Source organism: Sphingomonas sp. URJC2, from assembly GCF_059803575.1.
Genome location: NZ_JAPFGX010000030.1, coordinates 1 through 14,395 on the forward strand (window position 1 = coordinate 1; position 14,395 = coordinate 14,395).

Annotated in this window: 9 protein-coding genes; 5 read left to right on the forward strand and 4 right to left on the reverse strand. The window is 67.2% G+C overall.

Annotated features, from left to right (window positions below):
* Nucleotides 1-250: 250 nt before the first annotated feature.
* Nucleotides 251-1,339, reverse strand: coding sequence for an ATP-NAD kinase family protein (locus tag OPU66_RS11055; protein ID WP_498553707.1), 1,089 nt, complete (start codon nucleotides 1,337-1,339; stop codon nucleotides 251-253).
* A 62-nt stretch (nucleotides 1,340-1,401) separates the two neighbouring features.
* Between OPU66_RS11055 and gcvPA the strand changes: the two genes are divergently transcribed.
* Together gcvPA and gcvPB are read left to right on the forward strand one after the other, a co-directional pair.
* On the forward strand, nucleotides 1,402-2,796 hold the full coding sequence (gcvPA, locus tag OPU66_RS11060) for an aminomethyl-transferring glycine dehydrogenase subunit GcvPA (protein WP_498553708.1): 1,395 nt from the start codon (nucleotides 1,402-1,404) through the stop codon (nucleotides 2,794-2,796).
* Nucleotides 2,793-4,307 (forward strand): aminomethyl-transferring glycine dehydrogenase subunit GcvPB, encoded by a 1,515-nt coding sequence (gene gcvPB / locus OPU66_RS11065; RefSeq protein ID WP_498553709.1) that lies wholly within the window; start codon nucleotides 2,793-2,795, stop codon nucleotides 4,305-4,307. Before gcvPA ends, gcvPB begins: the two co-directional genes overlap by 4 nt.
* 150 nt (nucleotides 4,308-4,457) lie before the next feature.
* Here gcvPB and OPU66_RS11070 read toward each other — a convergent pair whose 3' ends face one another.
* A complete protein-coding gene (locus tag OPU66_RS11070; RefSeq protein WP_498553710.1) occupies nucleotides 4,458-5,858 on the reverse strand; it encodes an aminotransferase in 1,401 nt (466 codons plus the stop codon).
* Nucleotides 5,859-6,061: 203 nt separating this feature from the next.
* Between OPU66_RS11070 and OPU66_RS11075 the strand changes: the two genes are divergently transcribed.
* Nucleotides 6,062-6,841, forward strand: a complete 780-nt coding sequence (locus OPU66_RS11075) for an IclR family transcriptional regulator domain-containing protein (RefSeq protein ID WP_498553711.1) — start codon at nucleotides 6,062-6,064, stop codon at nucleotides 6,839-6,841.
* 84 nt (nucleotides 6,842-6,925) lie between these two features.
* Here OPU66_RS11075 and OPU66_RS11080 read toward each other — a convergent pair whose 3' ends face one another.
* Together OPU66_RS11080 and OPU66_RS11085 are read right to left on the reverse strand one after the other, a co-directional pair.
* Entirely contained in the window at nucleotides 6,926-8,602 is a 1,677-nt protein-coding gene (locus tag OPU66_RS11080; protein WP_498553712.1) for a DUF885 family protein, read from the reverse strand.
* Between the two features lie 26 nt (nucleotides 8,603-8,628).
* Nucleotides 8,629-11,580 carry a TonB-dependent receptor domain-containing protein gene (locus OPU66_RS11085; protein WP_498553713.1) on the reverse strand — a complete coding sequence of 984 codons (2,952 nt, stop codon included), beginning with the start codon at nucleotides 11,578-11,580 and terminating at the stop codon, nucleotides 8,629-8,631.
* A gap of 263 nt (nucleotides 11,581-11,843) precedes the next feature.
* On the opposite strand from OPU66_RS11085, the gene OPU66_RS11090 reads away from it, so the two are divergent.
* Complete coding sequence (locus tag OPU66_RS11090; RefSeq protein ID WP_498553714.1) at nucleotides 11,844-12,665, forward strand: methyltransferase domain-containing protein; 822 nt, start codon at nucleotides 11,844-11,846, stop codon at nucleotides 12,663-12,665.
* A 35-nt stretch (nucleotides 12,666-12,700) separates the two neighbouring features.
* Nucleotides 12,701-14,344, forward strand: a complete 1,644-nt coding sequence (locus tag OPU66_RS11095; RefSeq protein WP_498553715.1) for a DUF885 family protein — start codon at nucleotides 12,701-12,703, stop codon at nucleotides 14,342-14,344.
* Nucleotides 14,345-14,395: the final 51 nt, after the last annotated feature.

Consider the following 14,395-nt stretch of genomic DNA (forward strand, 5'->3'; position numbering starts at 1 on the left):
CCGCCGCCCACATGTCCCTTCATCTTGCATCAACAATGTCAAAGAGCCAAAAACAGGGACGCCGTTCCGCTCCCCCCTTTTACCGGGAGTGCCGGGCGCCCTCAGCTTCTCGCAACCGCAGCAGTGGGGGCCAAGAAGCCCGCGTCGCTGCGGTGAACAGGCATATAGGGAGACGATTCTGGGCCGTCAACAGCTTTTCACACGACTGCCAAAAACGCCCCTCTCCGCACCCCGCCGCAGGCCATCGCTCTCAGGCTGGACGCACCCGCATCATCATGCTCGTCGCCCCCCCGGTCCGCACGCGGACATAGCCGCTGAGCGCCGTATCGACACGGCTATCGCCGCTGTCGACAAGCAACTCCCCGCCATCCAGCGCCGCGAGCTTGTCGGCCGAAGCGATGATATCCAGCCCGGCACGCACATCGGGTGATATCAATGCGGCAGGAATCTGCTGATTCCCCCGCCCCAACAAAAAGCCCTGGCCGCCAATCACCCCAAGCACGATTCGCGCCGCCGAATCGCGTGCGAGCCGGCTGAGCGTCGCGGCATCCGCGTCGAGCGCGAGCGGCGCACCGTAATGATAGGCATCGACGCCGAGCAGTGTTCCGGTGCCTGCCAACGCCTGTTTGACCAGCATCATCGTTGCCCCCGGGCCGATGATGGCGAGCGGTGCCGTCTGCAGATCGGCCGCCACGACTCGCGCAGCCGCGTGCAGCCGCGCATCGGCCGTCCCGTCGCGCGCGGCCTTGGCCGGTTGACGCATCGCGGTGTCAGGGGCCGGCAGAGCACCGTGAAGCCGGATCCCCCCATCGGCGTCACGATCGAGAATGTCGACGAGTCGCGCAGGCGGCACCCCAAGGTCAGCCCAGGCCGTCAGGGCGTTGCCCGCCGCGCGCGGACTGGTCGCGAAAATCGCGCTCAGCATCTTCACCCCGCTGGGAATGCCGAACACAGGCACCGGGCAATCGCTGCCAAGCGCCGCCAGCAGATCGCGTGCCGTGCCATCCCCCCCGGCAAACAGCAGCAGATCGACCCCGGCACGTACGATGGCATGGGCAGCGGCGACGGTATCGGCCGAATCGGTCGCACCCGCCGGCCGATAGGCAATGTCGGCGGCAAGCCCGGCGGCAGCAACGCTCGCCTCCCCCATCTCGCCTGCGCATGTGACGACAGAGACGCCCCGGCCGGACAGGGCACCGAGCGCCTGCGCCGCCCGCGCGCCCGCCGCCGGGACGGCTCCCGCCGCGATCGCCTGACGGGCGAGCGCGCCGTCGCTGCCCTTCAGCGCCAGTTGGCCGCCAACCCCCGCGATCGGGTTGACAATCAGTCCGACCCGCACGCACTCTCCGTTCGCATAATGGACATTATGTTCGCTGTTAGCACATTTTTCCAAGGCTGCCGATGACCCAGAACTCCCGCGCCCATCCGTTCATGCCCAACTCCACCGCCACCCAGCGCGCGGCGCTGCTTGCCGAAATCGGCGTCGAGGATGCCGAACATCTGTTCGGCCAGATCCCGCCCGCCCACCGGCTGCAGACGCCGCTGGCGCTGCCCCCCGCGCTGGCAAGCGAGATCGAGCTGACCCGTCATCTGGACGGATTGATCGCCCGCAACCAGCCGGCGGGCAAGATGCTGAGCTTTCTGGGGGCGGGATGCTGGCAGCATCATGTGCCCGCCGTCGTTGACGAGATCGTCACCCGGTCGGAGTTTCTGACCCCGGTCTGGGGCACGCCATCGTCGGATTTCGGGCGCAACCAGGCGTGGTTCGAGTTCACCAGCCAGCTTGGCGCTTTGCTCGACCTCGATCTGGTCGGCCTGCCGGTTTATAGCTGGGGCTGTGCCGCTGGCCACGCGCTGCGCATGGCGGCCCGGCTGAACGGGCGGCGGCGCGTTCTGGTCCCCGCTCTGCTCTGCCCGGAACGCCGCGCCGTCATCGACAGCTATTGCGCTTCGGCCACGGCGCAGGATGCGATCCTGATCGACACCTATCCGTGCGACCGGCTGGGCCGCGCCGATATCGACGCGCTGAAGGCGCTTGCCGGGCCGGAGATCGCCGCAATCTATTTCGAGAACCCGGCCTTTCTGGGCGGGCTGGAGCACCGGGCGGCGGACATTGTCGATATCGCCCATGCCGCCGGTGCCGAAGCAGTGGTCGGCGTCGATCCGATCAGCCTGGGCGTCGTCGCCCCGCCGGGGGCCTATGGCGCCGACATCGCGGTCGGCACCATCCAGACGCTTGGCATCCACATGCATGCCGGCGGAGGGCTGGGCGGGTTCATCGCCTCGCGCGACGAGGACCGTTATGCAGGCGAATATCCGACCCTGCTCAACAGCATCACCGAAGCGGTCGACGGTTCGCTGCAATTCGGGCTGATGCGGTTCCACCAATCCTCCTATGGCTCGCGCGAGGAGGGCAAGGACTGGACGGGCAACTCAACCTATCTCTGGGCGATCGGCGCGAGCGTCTATATGGCGCTGCTCGGCCCCGCCGGCTTTCGCGAGGTCGGCGATCTGATCCTCGCCCGTTCCCATGCCGCCGCCGAACGCCTCGCCCGCGTGCCGGGCCTGAGCGTGGTCGCGACCGAGGGCTTCTTCAAGGAGTTTGCCGTGATGTTCGACCGGGTTCCGGTCGAGGCGGTCGACCGGGCGCTGCGCGGTGCCGGCATTCTGGGCGGGCTGCCGCTCAACCGGACGCTGCCCGTCATGGGCAATTCGGCGCTCTATGCCTTTACCGAAGTCCATGATCCAGCCGCGATCGAGCGGCTCGCCACCACCCTTGAGGAGCTGCTCGCATGACGTTGCGCCGTTATCACGCGCCGGTCTGGGACGAACCGGTGATCATGGCGATGGGCGCCCCCGGCCGCCGGGGCCAGCTCTTCCCCCTCGCCCCCGAAGGCGCGGCATTGGTGCCGCCGGCGCTGCGCCGGGCCGCGCCGCCCGCGCTGCCGGAAAATGCCGAGCCGGACGTGCTGCGCCATTATCTGCGCCTCTCGCAGCAGACGATGGGCATGATCGGCGTCAGCCTGTTCGGCACCTGCACGATGAAATATAATCCGCGCCGCGGCGAACAGCATGCCGCGCGCCCCGAAATCGCCGATCTGCACCCGGCCCAGCATCCCGAGATGATGCAGGGGCTGCTGGAGGCGGTGCACGGGCTGGAACAGATTCTCTGCGCGCTGTCGGGGATGGATGCGTTCACCTTTCAGGCGGCGGGCGGCGCGGATGCGGCCTATACCCAGGCCTGCATCACCCGCGCCTATCATGCCGAACGCGGCGAGGCCGGCCAGCGCACCGAAATCATCACGAGTATCCAGTCGCATCCCTGCAACCCGGCGACGGCCGCGACGGCGGGCTTTCAGGTCATCACCCTGCCGCTTGGTCCCAATGGCTATCCGACGCTGGAAAGCCTCGACGCGGCGCTGTCGTCACGCACCGCCGCGCTGATGATCAACAACCCCGACGACATGGGGGTCTATAACCCCGAAATCGACGTCTGGGTGCGCAAGGTGAAGGCGGCCGGCGGCCTCGCATTTTACGATCATGCCAATTTCAACGGCGTGATGAGCAAGATCCGCGCCCGCGATCTGGGCTTTGATGCCTGCATGTTCATGCTCCACAAGACGTTCGGCGTGTCGAAGGGCGGCGGCGGGCCGGCGGTCGGTGCCTATGGCTGCTCGGCCGAGTTGGCGCGGTTCCTGCCGGGTCCGCGCGTGGTGGCGGCCGGCGACCGTTTCGATCTGGTCCATGGCGACGCCGCCGCCCCGCGGGTGCGCGAGTTCATGGGCAATCTGCAGCAGGTGTTCAAAGCCTATGTCTGGGCGCGGGCGATGGGGGCCGAGGGCATCGCGGAGGCATCCGACATGTCGGTGATCCTGAACAATTACATGGAAAAGCGGCTGCTCGCGATTCCGGGCGTCACCCGGTCGCACCCCGACATGCCGGGCTATCGGCTGGAAATGACCCGGTTCAGCCTGGAAGAGCTGTTCCAGGACACCGGCATCAGCGCGGTCGAGGTGCAGAACCGCATGGCCGATTTCGGCATCGACGCCTTCTGGCTCAGCCACGAGCCATGGATCGTGCCGCAGCCCTTCACCCCCGAAGCTGGCGAAATGTGGTCGCGCGAGGACATTGATTACTGGATCGACGTGCTCGCCCATGTCTGTGACGAGGCCCGGCGCGATCCCGATCTGGTGCGCACCGCGCCGCACAATCAGGCCGCCCCGCCGCCGGCCCCGCGCAATCTCGACGATCCGGCGGTCGGCGCGACCACCTGGGCCGCCCATCTGCGCAAGCGCGGCAATCGCTGACACGCCAGCCGGCACCGACAAGTTGGTGGATAAAAAGAGGGGCGCCCCGGCCATGCCGGAGCGCCCCATCCCGCTGCCCGCTCCCTTCAACGAACCGACGCCCTGCCGTGTCGACAGGGCGCCCTGCGGGTCTGCGCGGCCGTATGCCTGTCAGAAGACCCCGGCCGCGCGCAGTTCACCAAGCACCTGATCGGCGGCGTCCCGGAATGCCTGGACGGCGCGGTCGATCTCATAGCGTTCGATCACGAAAGGCGGCGAAAAGGCGATGGTGTCCGCCGCCGGCAGCGCCCGGCCGATCACCCCGCGTTCAAGCGCGCCCTTGACGATGCGGGGCGCGACCTTGAGCGCGGGATCGAACGCAACCGGCCCGTCGGCCCCGATGCCGGCAACAAACTCGACCGCGCCGATCAGCGCATGGCCGCGGACTTCGCCCACCAGCGGGTGATCGTCGAACGCCGCGTGCAGCTGCTGCTGCATATAGCCGCCAAGGTCGGTCACCCGGTCGACCAGCCGTTCATTCTCGATCAGGTTGAGATTGGCGAGCGCGGCCGCCGCGCCCAGCGGATGCGCCGAATAGGTATAGCCATGGCCGAAGGCGCCATATTGGGCCCCGCCGTCCTTGAGGACGGACCACACCCGGTCCGACACGATGCAGGCCGACAGCGGGAAATAGGCGGAGGTCAGCCCCTTGGCGACGGTGATGAGATCGGGCTGCATGTCATAAAGCAGCGATCCGAACATCGATCCCAGCCGCCCGAAGCCGCAAATGACCTCGTCGGCGATCATCAGAATGTCGTGGCGGCGCAGAATGTCCCGGATCGCCGGCATATAGCCTTCGGGCGGCAGCACCACCCCGCCCGCGCCCATCACCGGCTCGACGATCATGGCGGCAATGGTGTCGGCCCCCTCACGGGCGATCAGCGCCTCGAGATCGTCGACAAGCTTGGCGACCAGCTCGGCATCGCTCAGGCCATGGCCCTCCCACAGCCGCCGCGGGGCGAGCGTGTGGCGAATCATCGGCAGCGGCAGATCGAACCCGGCATGCAGCCCGGGCAGGCCGGTCATGCCCGCCGTCATCACGGTGACGCCGTGATAGCCGCGCTGGCGGGCGATGATCTTCTTCTTGGCCGGGCGGCCGAGCGCATTGTTGTAATACCAGGCGATCTTGACCTGGGTGTCGTTGGCGTCGGACCCGGAATTGCCGAAAAACACCTTTGACATGCCCTCGGGCGCCATCGCGATCAGCCGCGCCGCCAGCAGCGCCGGCTTGTCGCTGCTCATCGATGAGAAGGCGTGGCAATAGGACAGCTGTTCGGCCTGGTCGCGCAGCGCCTCGGCAATCTCGCGCCGGCCATAGCCGACATTGACGCACCACAGGCCCGCCATCGCGTCGACATAGCTGCGGCCTTCCTCGTCGACCAGCACGGCCCCCCGCCCCTCGGTGATCACCACCGGCGGCCCCGCCTGTTCATGGTCGGCGAGCATCGTGAACGGGTGGAATACGAACCGGCGGTCAAGTTCGGCGGTGCCGGGGGGGGCGAGGTCGATCATCGCTTGTCCTTTGCTCTCACGTCGTCAGCGCGTTATACGAACATTTGTGCGCATTGTGGACCGTATGCGACGCCTGATCCCGCGTTGCAAGGTTGCAACCGGCGTCCGGGACAGGAATCGACGCGGCGCGGGAAGCGCAGTATCGAGGCACGGCGTGGCCGGCTGCCCCCGCGGCGGCGGCGCAGAGGATGACGGGAGTGGAAATGGACGCAGCGGACCTCGAAACTGAAGGCAGCGACCGGGACTATGTGAACTCGCTCGCGCGCGGGCTGGAGGTCATTTCGGCATTCACCCGCGCCCGGCCGCGCATGACGCTGAGCGAGATTGCGCGGGAAACCGGCATGACCCGGGCGACGGCGCGGCGCTTCCTGCTCACCCTCGTCCGCGAAGGCTATGCGGAAAAGGACAACAAGCTGTTCAGCCTGAAGCCCAAGGTGCTGGAGCTTGGCTATTCGGCGCTGTCGTCGATGGGCATTCTGGACGTCGTCCAGCCGGTGATGAACGACCTGTCGCGCACGCTGCAGGAATCGGTGTTCGCCGCCGTGCTGACCGGCGATTACGTCACCTATATCGCGCGCTCGACCTCCGAACGGCTGGTCAATGTCAGCATCACCGTCGGCAGCCGCACGCCGGCCCATGCGGTGTCGACCGGGCGCGTGCTGCTTGCAGCCGAGCCGATCGAGGCGCTGCACCGCTATCTGGAACGGGTGAAGCTGGAACCGCTGACGCCGCACACCGTGGTGTCGAAGGTCAAGCTGCGCGCCGAGATCGACCGGGTCAGGCTGGAGAATTACAGCATCGTCGATCAGGAACTGGAAGTCGGTCTTGGCTCGATCTCGGTGCCGGTGCGCAATGGCGAAGGCCGGGTGCTGGCGGCGCTCAACGTCTGCTGCCCCTCGGCACGGATGACGGTCGAGGATATGCGCCGCCAGATCCTGCCCGAACTCACCGCCGCCTCGCAGACCATCACCCGCGGGCTCTGACCGCCAGCGGACGGAAAAGGGGGCGGGAGATCGAAATCCCCCGCCCCCGCTCTTTTGACGCGTCGTCCGTCGTGCTGCCGGGGTTCAGCTGCCGGGGATCGGATCGCGCCTCCAGAAGTGGCGAACCTCGTCGTCATAGCCGGTCATGTCATAGCGGATGAGCGACATCGGGATGCGGCCGATGGTCATGATGCGGTCGTGGAAATCCTTGAGCACGAACGCCTCGCCCTGCTGGTGGCGGACATCGGCCAGCAGCTTCTGCATCTCGATCATGCCGACCGTATAGCCAAGGCCATAGCCGGGCGGACGGCGCAGATAGATTTCGGCATCGACCCGCGCGACATCCGCGTCGAGCCAGGGCGTCCAGGCCTGCCATTCGCGCACAATATCGGCGACCTTGGCCTGATTGAGCTGCAACTTCACATCGCCGGCGATCCGCACCGCGCGGAAAATGCCGAAAATGTCGATCAGCTCGCGCACCCGGGGCGTGTCCTCGAACAGGCCCAGCCGCTGCGCGCCTTCTTCCAGATACACGGCCCAGCCTTCGGCACGGACGCCGTCGCTGATCCGGCCGCGGATCGGATGGGTGTCACGCTTGGCCATCTGCCCGTCAAAGGCATGGCCGGGGATCGTCGCGTGCAGCCAGTCGGGGCTGGGATCGCGATACTGGACCTGTTCCCAGAAATTCGGCCCCTTGGGGCGCACGATCCACGGCACATTGACGTACAGCTCGCCAATGTCGCTGGGGATAGTGATGATCTCCTCGCCAGTCAGAAAGGCGCGGATGCGCTTGTCGGTCTCGGCCCGGCGCGCTTCATATTCGGCCTCGGACTGCGGCAGCGTCAGCCGGGGCAGCTTGCGGTTGCGATGCTCCTCAAGCGCATGGATCGACCAGAGCCGCTTGGTCTCGCGGTCGCCAAGCACCAGCAGCTGGTCGGCCGTATAGGGCAGCAGCTTGACGTTCTTGAGATACCAGTCGAAATTCGCCTTGCCGACACCGGCAAGCGCGGTCATCTGCGGCCGCCCGGCGGTCAGCCATGCCTTCATGTCGAGCGCGGCCGCACGCGCCGCGCGAATGTCCTTCAGCAGCGCCGGCTGGGCGGTGCGCGCCCGCGCTTCCAGATCGTCATACCAGCCGATCACCCCAGCCGGCGGCACCTTGCGATAGGGATGGCCATGGCCGACGCCATCGGCGTTGGACAGGTTGTGCAGCGCCAGATCGGCATAGTCGCCGGGAATGTCGCGCAACTGGGTCTTGGCGCGGGCGACGAGCAACGGGATCGCGCGCAGCCCGGCTTGCAGCCGGGCCAGCGCCTCGCCCTTGGCCGGCAGCGACGTGAACGTCACCTCCAGCATCTGGTCGACGTAAAAGCCGGGATCGCGCTCCCATGGCTTCGACACGTTCAGCAGGAAGTTGACCTCGTCCATCTTGCTGCGCGCCGCCAGCCAGTCGGCCTGCCGCGACCGGTCCCAGGCCGCGACGTTCATGTCTTCCATCCGGCGCAGATAGCCGGCGATCGCCGTGCGCCGGGCCGCCACGGCGGCGGCGCTGAAATCCTGCGACGCCGCCGGGGCATCGCGCCAGGCCAGAAAATCGGCCCAGAGCGCCAGCAGGTCGCCATAGCTGCCCTGCCCGGCCGGCGGCCCGGCCTGATCGGCGACCGAAGTCGCCGCCAGCACCGGTGCCGGCAGGGACACCGCCCCCGTCACCGCCAAGGCAAGCGCGAGTGCATGCCGGAGTTTGAAACGCAGAGCAGCCATGGGTCCTCCCCTTTCCGGTCCCGAGATCAGAACTTGAGCGACGCGCCGATGAAATACTGGCGGCCGATCACGTCGAAGAGCTGCGGGTTGGTGTTGGAATCGCCGCCTGCGGCAAAGCCCATCACCGGCGGCTGGTTGTCGAGCACATTGTTGATGCCGCCGAACAGCTCGATATTCTTGTACACCTTGGCGCGGACCGAGAGATCCCAATAGGTTTCGGCCCCCAGCGTGCCGCTTTCGGTCGGCGGCGACAGCGGCGACAGCTCCAGATCGTCGATATAGCGGAGCTGGTTGTTGATGGTGACCGGACCCGAAGTGTAGGTCAGCCCGGCAAAGGCGCGGAAATCGGGCGTGATGCGCACCGCGTCGCTCGAGCACGGACCGCCGTAGAAGCCCGCGCATTCGACCGAGGCGACGCCGGGCAGCGGAATGTTGCTGTCCTTGAACTGGAACGACCCGACAAACTGCACGGTCAGGCGGCTGTCCTCGGCCCAGAAGTTGAGCCAGGGCGTTGCCGAGGTGTAGTTCACCCCGACATCGAGCCCGCGCACCTGCCGTTCGGCGATGTTGAGCAGCGGCGCGCGCACCGACAGGATGTTGCCCGAGCTGTTGCGCGTGATCGACTGGCAGGACGGGCCCTGGGTATCGAGCGTCGTGAAGCAGTTGTTGACGAGCGTCTGCGCGTCGACCTGCGAGATCGCGTTTTTGACGGTGATGTCGAAATAGTCGAGCGTGACCGACAGGCCGCGCATCGGCGTGAACACGAGGCCAAGGGTCAGCGTGTCCGCCGTTTCCTCGCGCAGGTTGATGTTGCCGCCCGACTGGACGTCGAAGCCCTGGCTCTGCGCGACTTCAAGCGTGTCGATGAACTGCGCGGGCACGCCCTGGGCCAGACAGACCTGCTTCTGCGCGGCGGTGGGGTTGCTGGTGCGCACGCACGGATCGCGCCCGCCGATAAAGCCCTGCGACACCGGCGCGAACAGCTCGTTGAGGTTGGGCGCGCGGATGGCGCGGCTGTAATTGCCGCGGAACCGCGCCCATTCGGTGATTTCCCAGTCGACCGCGCCCTTCCAGGTCACGACGCTGCCGATCGTCGAATAGTCGGAGAAGCGGACAGCGCCTTCGAGTGCCAGCGACTTGATCAGCGGCAGGTCCTTGAGCACCGGGATGCGGATTTCGCCGAACACTTCCTTCACGCTGAACGCGCCGGAGTTGACGATCGGCGCGACGTTGATCGCCGCCAGATCGTTGCTGAGCGCGACTTCGTCAGGCGTGATCGAAAAGCCGTCGCGGCGATATTCGAAGCCCACGGCCGTGGACACGGCACCCGCCGGGAGGTCGAACAGATCGCCCGCCAGCGTGCCGCCGGCGACTTCGCGGGTGAAGCGGCTGTCGGTCGAGGTGTTGACGCTCAGGAAATTGGCCTGGGCCGGGGTGAGCGTCTCAGTGCCGAAGATGTTGACCGGGATACAGCCCGGAATCTCGCGGTTGCGGCAGGCCGGCTGGCCGTTCACCACCACCACGTCGAGACCCGCCGTGGTGCGCGAGCGCGACAGCAGGTTGAACCGCACCTGGCGCTCGTCGGTCCGGGCATATTGGTAGAAGGTGTCCCACCGCCAGCTGTTGCCGAACAGATCGAGGCTGCCGCGCAGCCCGGTCGAGATCATGAAGGCGTCGGTGGTGAACTCCACGGTGCGCGGGCCGAATTCCTCGAACCGGCGGCCGACATTGCGCAGCGTGAACACGCCGTCGCCATCGGGATCGAAAAAGCCGCGATTGGCCGCGAAGAATGTGCGCTGGGCCGAGGTGAACAGCGGGTTGGTGTCGGCATTGGGGATCAGCACCGTGCCCGCCTGCTGGCCCGAGCTGGACGGGTTGACCGCCTCTGCCGCCTGCTGGAACGAGTTGACCTTCTTGCCGTAGAAGAACTGGCTGTAGAGCTCGACGTTCGGGGTGATTTCATAGCGCGCGTTGAGCGCCGCCTGATAGCGCTCGAGCGGGCGCAGCAGGAAGTTCGGCGCGGCATAATTGAACTGGTCGCGCGGGCGGCAGAAAGGCAGCGGCTCGCCCTGCGCGCCGAACCGGATGCCGACATTGGCAACCGGGCAGGCACCGCTCGCATTGTTCAGGTCGGGCACCCCGGTCAGCTGCGGGATCTGGGTGCTGTTGATGCCGATCAGGCCGCCGGGAATGTTGCCCGAGCCGAAGGGCTGGAAACGGCCCTGCGCATCGGCCAGCACCGGATTGGCAGAAAAGGCGCGGTCGCCCATCAGCACCTGATCGCGGCTGGTGTAGGAGAAATAGCCGGTGATGTTGCCCCGGCCTTCGGACACGTTCGCGCCCAGGAGCAGGTCCGCCTTGTGCGACGCGCCGTCGCCGCGGTCCGCCTCGCCATATTGATATTGCGCGGCCACGCCTTCGAAGTTGCGCTTGAGCACGAAGTTGACCGCGCCGGCGACCGCATCCGAGCCATAGACGGCCGACGCGCCGCCGGTGATGATTTCGGCGCGCTCGATCATCAGATCGGGGATCAGCGCCAGGTCGGTCAGCCCGGTCACGTCGCCCGGCATGAAGCGGCGGCCATCGACCAGCACGAGCGTGCGGACCGCGCCGAGGCTGCGCAGATCGACGGACAGGATGCCCGAGCCGCCGCTCTGGTTGGTGCTGCTGGTCGTGTCGGGCACGAGCTGCGGAAACTGGTTGAGCGACTGTTCGAGCGTCACCGCGCCCTGCGCCTGCAGGGTTTCGGCCCCGACCGTGGTGATCGGGCTGTTGGCGACCAGATCGCGGCGCTGCAGGCGCGACCCGGTGATGACGATGTCACCGGCATCGGCGTTGGCGGCGGCAGTCTCGGGCGGCGCGGCGTCCTGCGCCAGCGCAGGCGTCGCGGCGAATGCGCCGGCGAGCGTGGATGCGAGCAATGCGGCACGAAGCGTCACGCCCCGGATCCCGCTGCTGCCGTGACTGGAAATGGCCATATTCGCCCCCCTTTTCAATCTGTTGATGCTGGGTCCACCCTGAACGAATGCGGTTTTTATATTTGTTCGCCAGACGCACATACTGCGAACAGACTGCCGCTATGCGCACCGTCGCTCCATTACGGAACCATGTCAATCGTTATGCGCGCCCTGCGCACGCAATTTCGCACAGCGAACAGAATGCGCTGGCACAGGCGGCGCGGCCGTGCCAGATAACGGTTATGGCAAACCGGCCCGGCGGCAGCGGAGACACGGAGCAGGCAATGCTCTGGAGCGCCTTTTGGCGCGGGAGCGCGCGCGACGGCTGCACGGCGGCGTTTCCGCCAGCCGCGCAGCAGGTGATCGCTGCCGGCTGGCAGGCGGTGTTCGCCGGGCGGCCGGCGGCGATCCGGCTGCTCGATCTGGCCTGCGGCCGCGGCGCGGTGCTGGCGATGGCGGCGGCGGCCGGGATCGAGTCGCCGACCGGCGTCGACCTTGCCGATCAGCACGCGATCCAGACCCCGGAGGCACGGATTCTCGGCGGCGTCGATCTCCGCCGCCTGCCCTTTGCCGATCGCAGCTTCGATCTGGTCGTCAGCCAGTTCGGCGTTGAATATGCCGGGCTGGACGACGCGGTTGACGAGGCCGCGCGCGTGACCGGCGGCGAGATCGCATGGCTGCTCCATGCCGCCGACGGTGCGGTCGTGCAGCAGGCGCGCGAACAGATCGCCCAGGCCGACTGGATCGATCATGATCTGGGCGGCTTTGCCGCGATCGCGCGCGGGCCTGATGCCCTCGCCCCGCTGCTGCGCGAGGTGATCGCGGCGGAACGGACGGCGGGCAACACCGCCCTGCTAGAGGGCTTTTATCATCATGCGCGCGCGCTTGCCGCGCAGCCCGATCCCGCGCGTGTCGATCGCCTCGCCGCCGACTGGCGCGAACATCGCGCGCGGCTGGCCGATCTGGTGCAGGCAGCGCCCGATGCCGGCCAAACCGCTGCCGCATGTGCGCGGCTGGGCGATGCCGGTTTCGACATGACCATGACCGACCTGTGCAGCGGGGCTGTGCTGGTCGGACGCTGGCTCAAGGGCCGCAGGCGATGCTGATCGCCGTGCGGCCATCAAGGGGAGGAACGACGCGAATGAAGCTTGTTGTCTTTGCGGCGCTGGCCATGATGATGGCCCCGCCGGCGCTGGCCGCGCAGCCTGACACGCTGGAGAGCCTGTTCACGCAGTGGCGCCAGCTGCAAAAGGGCGAGGTGCGCGGCGGCGCGCCCGATTTCACCGCCCCGGCGCTGGCCCGGCAGGCGGAAGCGCTGAAACAGCTGCGCGCGCGGCTTGACCGGCTGCCCGCGGCCAAATGGACGATCGCCCAGAAGGTCGACCGCGAACTGGTGCGTTCGGAAATGAACGGGCTGGATTTCGACCTGCGCGTCGCCCAGCCCTGGCGGCGCGACCCGGCCTGGTATGTCTCGATCTGGACGGCGCAGAGCGACACGCCCGCGCATGAAGGCCCGGTGCATCCGATGCCGGTGGAGCTGTGGACCTACAGCTTCCCGCTCGACGCGGCGGCCGAACGCAAACTGGCCGGCGAACTGGCGCACATCCCCGCCCTGCTCACCCAGGCGCGCGGCAACCTGACCGGCAACACCCGCGATCTGTGGAAGGCGAGCATCGTCACCATCGGCGAACAGCTGACCGCGCTGGAAGAGCTGCGCACCAAGGTTGCGGGCGGCAATCCGGCGCTGCGCCGCGCGGTCGAGGCCGCGACCGGCGCGACCCGCGAGTTTCTTGACTGGGTGAAGGCCGAGGCCCCGAAGAAAACCGGCCCGTCCGGCGTCGGCAAGGCCGAATATAGCTGGTTCCTCAAGCATGTGCAGCGTTCGCCGCTGACCTGGGAGGACGAAGTCGCGATCCTCCAGCGCGAGCTGGACCGCGCGCATGCCGCGCTGCGGATGGAAGAGCATCGCAACCGCGCCCTGCCGCCGCTGATCGGCGCGCAGAGCCCGGCCGAATATGACCGGCAGGCGCGCGCCGCGGTCGACAAATATCTGCGCTTCATGGACGACCGCCAGATCCTGACGGTGCGCGACTATATGAAGCCAGCGCTGCTCGCGCGCATCGGCAGCTATGTGCCGCCCGAACAGCAGAACTTCTTCCACATCGCCATGCACCGCGCGCCGATGACGCTGTGGACCCATTTCTATCACTGGTGGGATCTGGCCAACATGGCGGCCGACCCGCATCCAAGCCCGATCCGGCGCGGCCCGCTGCTCTACAATGTCTGGGTCAGCCGGGCTGAAGGCATGGCGACGGCGATGGAAGAGCTGATGCTCAATGCCGGCCTGTTCGACGATGATCCCCGCGCGCGCGAGATCGTGTGGATCATGCAGGCCCAGCGCGCGGCGCGCGGTCTGGCCTCGCTCTATGCGCAGGCGAACATGATCGATCTGGATGCCGCGATGGCGATGCAGGTCAGCCGCACGCCCAATGGCTGGATGTCGCCCAACCTGCCGCTGCTCGGCTTTGAACAGCAAATGTATCTGCGCCTGCCCGGCTATGGCCCGAGCTATATCACCGGCAAGGCGATGATCGAACGGCTGATCACCGAAGTCGCGGAAAAGCGCGGCAAGGATTTCCGGGTGAAGGACTTTTTCGACGAGCTGAACAGCTATGGCATGATCCCGGTGTCGCTCATCCGCTGGCAGATGCTCGGCGCCACCGACGAGCTCGACAAGCTCGGCGTCAGCGACGCCGATCCGATTGCATCGGATCGGCAACGCTGAATCTTGAAGTTGGCGCATTTTCCGGGCCGCCGGCTGATCCGGCCCGGCTCG